The organism is Siccirubricoccus deserti (assembly GCF_014283215.1).
GTDB lineage: Bacteria > Pseudomonadota > Alphaproteobacteria > Acetobacterales > Acetobacteraceae > Siccirubricoccus > Siccirubricoccus deserti.
In genome coordinates, this window is sequence record NZ_JACOMF010000128.1 from 1 (window position 1) to 5,406 (window position 5,406).

General features: G+C 67.0%; 1 protein-coding gene and 6 pseudogenes. 5 read left to right on the forward strand and 2 right to left on the reverse strand.

Annotated elements, in window-relative coordinates:
* Positions 1 to 224: 224 nt before the first annotated feature.
* Positions 225 to 383, reverse strand: a pseudogene (locus H7965_RS31500) (helix-turn-helix domain-containing protein); the annotation flags it as partial.
* Positions 384 to 564: 181 nt separating this feature from the next.
* On the opposite strand from H7965_RS31500, the pseudogene H7965_RS28430 reads away from it, so the two are divergent.
* From H7965_RS28430 to H7965_RS28450, 5 genes and pseudogenes are all read left to right on the forward strand, one after another.
* Positions 565 to 1,131, forward strand: a pseudogene (locus tag H7965_RS28430) (transposase); the annotation flags it as partial.
* Between the two features lie 111 nt (positions 1,132 to 1,242).
* Positions 1,243 to 1,997, forward strand: a pseudogene (locus H7965_RS28435) (IS256 family transposase).
* A pseudogene (locus tag H7965_RS28440) lies at positions 1,958 to 3,423 on the forward strand (IS1182 family transposase). The pseudogenes H7965_RS28435 and H7965_RS28440 overlap by 40 nt, the downstream one beginning before the upstream one ends.
* Before the next feature lie 2 nt (positions 3,424 to 3,425).
* A complete protein-coding gene (locus tag H7965_RS28445; protein ID WP_315898718.1) occupies positions 3,426 to 3,560 on the forward strand; it encodes a transposase in 135 nt (44 codons plus the stop codon).
* A gap of 56 nt (positions 3,561 to 3,616) precedes the next feature.
* Positions 3,617 to 4,159: pseudogene (locus H7965_RS28450) on the forward strand (IS630 family transposase); the annotation flags it as partial.
* A 247-nt stretch (positions 4,160 to 4,406) separates the two neighbouring features.
* Here H7965_RS28450 and H7965_RS28455 read toward each other — a convergent pair.
* Positions 4,407 to 5,282, reverse strand: a pseudogene (locus H7965_RS28455) (IS110 family RNA-guided transposase); the annotation flags it as partial.
* Between the last annotated feature and the right edge of the window lie 124 nt (positions 5,283 to 5,406).

The window sequence follows — 5,406 nt, forward strand, 5'->3', positions numbered from 1 at the left end:
GCAAAGGTCGATTCCCACTCCGCTGCCGCTTCGATCATGCGCCACCTCACCGGGCCGCACCTCAATCGGAACGTCCATCAGCTTACCAGCCGGGATCTCAGGCCAACAGAAATCTGCCGAAGTAGTGGTAGTCGGCCGAGATCTCCTCATGCAGCCGCTCCGGCGCGTGGGCGAGGAGATTTCGGTGCTTGTGAATCGTGCACCGTTGAGTCGGCACCGCCGGCCAGCACGAGTTCGCCGCCTTTGCCGTAGAGTTTCTTGAGGCGGTAGAAGCTGTCGCGCGAGTAGCCCAGCATCTTGCACGCCTGGTTGACATTGCCGAGCTGGCGGGCGAGCTCGAGCAGCCCGACCTTGGCGCGAGTGATCTTCTGTTCCTGTGTCATCTCCTGGTTCTCCATCCCGCCGGTGGGCAGGCCGCAGTCCGAGTGCGAGGGCAAGGACCGTGCCCCGCCTACCAGCTCCATCTTCGGGAACCAACATAGACTGTCCGATCAAGTCTCAGCTATTGCAGATGAATGGGCCGAGATCCTCGGCAATGAGAGGCTGACCGGCGCTCTGCTCGACCGCCTCACACACCACGTCCACACCCTGGAGATGAACGGCGAGAGTTATCGTCTGGCGCAAAGCAAAAGGCGACGGCGACACGGCACCAAGGGCCCTCTCGCGGCACGGTTCACGGCCACCCGCGTCCGGGTCGGCGACGGCGAAACTTGGGCGAACAACCGCCACCTGCCCGGCGACGAGGTCTGGCTGGTGGGCGAGTGGCGCTCGAATGGCGAGCGCAAGTACCACCTCAGCAACCTGACCTCCGGCGCGTCCCTGCGGGCGCTCGCCTCCGCCATCAAGGCGCGCTGGGTTTGCGAGCAGGTCCACCAGCAGCTCAAGCAGGAACTCGGCCTGGGCCATTTCGAGGGGCGCTCCTGGACCGGGCTGCACCGACACGCGCTGATGACCTGCATCGCATTCGCCTATCTGCAGCATCTGCGCCTTGCCCAGCACCGCCGGACGAGCCAAGTCAAGACTGGTAGCGTCCGCGGAGGTGGTGGAAATTCTGGCGTTGTCCGGGGTGTAGGGCTGGGGTGGCCATCGGACCTGGCGGCTAGGGTGGAGTTGCGAAGCTCCCACCCCTGACCGACCGAGGACCCGATGGCCGACGACAGACTGCCACTTACCGAGCTGCTGGCGAAAGCGGGAGACGCTGACTTCCTGCGCAGCGCCGTCGAGGCGGTGCTGCAGATGCTCATGGAGGCCGAGGTGGAAGGCCTGATCGGTGCCGGGCGGCATGAGCGCACCGGCGAGCGGCTGAACTATCGCAACGGCTTCCGCGACCGCACGCTGGACACGCGGCTCGGGCCGATGCAGCTGCGCATTCCGAAACTCCGGCAGGGCAGCTACTTCCCGCCCTCCTGGAGCCCCGGAAGACCTCCGAGAAGGCCCTGGTGGCGGTCATCCAGGAAGCCTGGATCGGCGGGGTCTCGACGCGCCGGGTGGACGACCTGGTGCAGGCCATGGGCCTGACCGGGATATCCGAGTCCACCGTCTCGAAGCTGTGCAAGGACATCGACGAGCGGGTCTCGGCCTTCCTGGATCGCCCGCTGTCCGGCGAATGGCCGTATCTCTGGCTCGACGCCACCTACCTCCGCCAGCGCGAGGGCGGGCGCATCGTCTCCGTCGCGGCCATAATCGCCGTGGCCTGCGATGCCGAGGGGCGGCGCGAGATCGTCGGCCTGCACATCGGCCCATCGGAAGCCGAGACGTTCTGGGCCACCTTCCTCAAGAGCTTGGTGAAGCGCGGCCTGAAGGGCGTGAAGCTCGTCGTCTCGGATGCCCATGAGGGGCTGAAGGTGGCGATCGCCCGTGTGCTCGGGGCGACGTGGCAACGCTGCCGCGTGGGGCTGTTGAAAAGGCCCTGGTGGTCTGACTCGCTTAGAGGCGGCAACGGTGCGGGTGACGGGCGATGCTCGGCAGCAGGATACGAGGCCAGACTGAGCTGCTAATGGCGGGATCGTTGCGCGACCTGATCCCTGATGACCATGTCCTCGCCCGCGTGGATCGGGTGCTCGACCTCTCCTGGCTGCGCGCCGAGGTACGCCACCTCTATGCCGCCGACGGCGTGGGACGACCGGGGATCGATCCGGAAGTCGCGGTTCGTCTGATGCTCGCGGGCTTTCTCCTCGGCATCGCCCACGACCGGCGGCTTCTCCGCGAGGCACAGGTCAACATCGCGATCCGCTGGTTCGCGGGCTACGGGCTGCACGAGGCCCTGCCCGACCACTCGTCGCTCACCCGCATCCGGCAGCGCTGGGGTGCCGAGTTGTTCCGGCAGATCTTCACCCGGACGGTGCGGGCCTGCGTCGATGCGCGGATCGCCCGGGGCGAGGTCCTCCACATCGACGCGACGCTCATCCGCGCCGATGTCGCGTGGGAGAGCCTCGGCGAGTGACACGCGGATGCGGTCCTCGCGCAAGACGACGAGGCGGAGACCCAGTCTCCCCCGCACGGGGAGGAGACGGCGCGGACAGCGCGCCGACGGGCCGAGCGGGACGGCAAGCAGACCGGCCGATACAAGAAGGTCTGCCCTACAGACCCGGACGCCACTATGGCGACCAATGCGCGGAACCGGCGGCTGGAGCCTGGCTATAAGCAGCACACGGCGGTAGACGACGGGTTCGGTGTTGTCCTCGACGTCGAGGTCACGACTGGCCAAGCGAACGAGGCGATCGCGTCCTGCCGCAGATTGATGCAGTCGCGGCGGCGACGGGCACCGCCGTCAAGGTCGTGACGGCGGACCAGGGATATGCCTACAGCAAGATCTACGGCGGCTTGGAGGCGCGGGGCATCGACCCGGTGATCCCCGCCAAGAAGGAGCCGATCCGCTCCCGCGTGCCGCTGCGCCGGTTCCGCTACGACGCGCGGCACGACATCCTGAAGTGCCCGATGCGCCGCATCCTCCGGTCGCAGCGCCGCATCGAGCACGGGCGCTACTTCTACTCGCGTGCAACCGACTGCCGCCGTTGCCCGATCCGCGGCGATTGCCTGTCCAAGGGACGGGTAAACAAAGCCGTCGTCGTGAGCGACCATCACCCCGCCCTCCTGCGCGCCCGGCGCTGCAAGGAGCGTTGGTCGCGAGAGGACGCGCGGCTCTACCAGCGCCACCGCTGGCGCTCGGAGGGCTTCCACGGTGAGGCGAAATCCTGGCACGGCCTTGCGCGCGCCGTCCGGCGCGGGCTCCAAACCATGCGTATCCAGGCGTTCCTGACCGCCGCTGCGGTCAATCTCAAGCGGCTTGCCGCTGCCCTCCTCGCCCTGCTCGGCCCGTGGCGCGGTATATCGCTCCTCGCCGCGCTCGCTCATCTCCTCGCGGCGACGGTCGCCGCCTCGATCCAAACGACACGACCCGAACTCGCCGACCGTCCGGCGTAGGATTGTTCAACAGCCCCCGCGTGCATTGGATGCGCAACGCGCTCGCCCATGTCGGCAAGGCCCAGCAGTCCATGGCCTCGGCCGCCCTGCGCCAGGCGTTCCTGCAACCCGACCAGGAGAGCGCCCGGCAGACCTAGTGCACTGACGCAGACGGAGGATTCACAGCGGGGCGCTGCGGTGGAATTCTCCAGGCATGGCCCAGACCGTCAGCGTCATCCTTGGATCTGAGGATCGTATCCGCCTCGCTGCGATCCTTGGTGACCGGAACCGCCCGCTAAAGCATGTGCAGCGGGTCAACATCATCTTGCTCTCCGCCGAGTGGCTGCCGGTTCTGGAGGTGGCGCGCCGCGCGGGCGTCAGCCGCCCTGCGGTTTGGCGCTGGCAACGGCGCTACGCCGAACAGGGTGTCGAGGGGCTGCTGCGCGACAAGACACGCAAGCCCGGCCGGGCGCCGCTGGCCACGGCAATGGTCGCCAAGGTGCTGGCTCTGACCTGTTCCGAGCCGCCGGGCGCCGTGACCCATTGGACCGGCCGGGCGATGGCCAGGACGGTCGGCATCAGCCTGAGCGCGGTGCAGCGCATCTGGCAGGCCAACCGCCTGCAGCCGCACCGCCTGCGCAGCTTCAAGCGCTCCAGCGACCCCGCCTTTGCCAGCAAGGTCGAGGACATCGTCGGCCTCTACATGGACCCGCCCTGTCATGCGGTGGTGCTGTCGATCGACGAGAAAAGCCATGTGTGGATGGCCCCCGGCTTGCAAGGGGAACTTTGAGCGTCAGGCGTAGCAAGTTGCTTGCGGTCATGTGTCCGGCCTCAGTCGCGGTCGGCAATGACCGCAGGCCCCGATGGGTTCCGCAGGTCGGGTCCTCAACAGATCCTCGGGCTTGCGACCCTTCTCTTCTCCAGGCTTCTCCCGACCCGTCGGTGCAACCGACTACTCCATCTCGCTCCTTCTCCCTCGCAAGCGTCCGGTGAGCGGCCCCGACTTACGCCGTGGCCGCAATCCTGTAGATCGTTCCCCTTGCCATCACAGCCCAGGCGACCCGCGCTGTCTTGTTGGCCAGGGCGACCGCCACCACCATGCGTGGCCGTTTGGCCAGCAGGCCCTGTATCCAGGGGTTCGCCCGTGCCGCCTTGGAGCAGTACAGCACCGACTGCGCCCCGATTACGAGCAGGCGGCGTATGTAGGTATCTCCCTGCCGGCTGGTGCGGCCCAGTCGCGTCTTACCGCCGGTGGAGTTCTGTCGTGGCACAAGTCCCAGCCAGGCCGCGAACTCCCGTCCGCTTCGGAAAGTCGAAGGATCGGGCACCGTGGCGGCAATGGCGGTCGCGACGAGCGGCCCGATACCGGGAATGGTGGCAAGGCGCTGGCTGACGGCGTCCGCCTTATGCCAAGCCAAGATACGGGCATCGACCTCCCTGATACGCTTTTCGAGATCTGCGAGCTGCGCCGCCAAGAGTTGAACCAGTTTCTGCACCAGTTGAGGGACCGAGTCTTCCTGTTCCAGCCCCGTCAGGAGCCGCCCGACGTTCCACGGCCCCTGCGCCTCGATCACGCCGAACTCTGCAAGATGACCACGAATAGCGTTGATCAGCTGGGTCCGCTGACGGACCAGCAAGTCGCGCACGCGGTGGAGCATGAGGGCAGCCTGCTGCGCCTCGCCCTTCACCGGGACGAAGCGCATCGACGGCCTGGTCACCGCCTCACAGATCGCCGCGGCATCTGCGGCGTCGTTCTTGCCGCGCCGGAGATAGGCTTTGACGTATTGGGCAGGCATCAACCGCACCTCGTGCCCGAGCGCTCGCAGTTCCCGGGCCCAATAGTGCGCTGTGGCGCAGGCCTCCATGCCAATCAGGCAGGGTCTATCGGGAAGTTTGTGTTTGGGACGGTACGATGCTGCTGAAGGAGCCATCGCATGCCGCGACGCAAACAGCCTACCATCCCGGATGAGTTGCTAGACCAACTCCTGGCTGGGTCGGATCCCC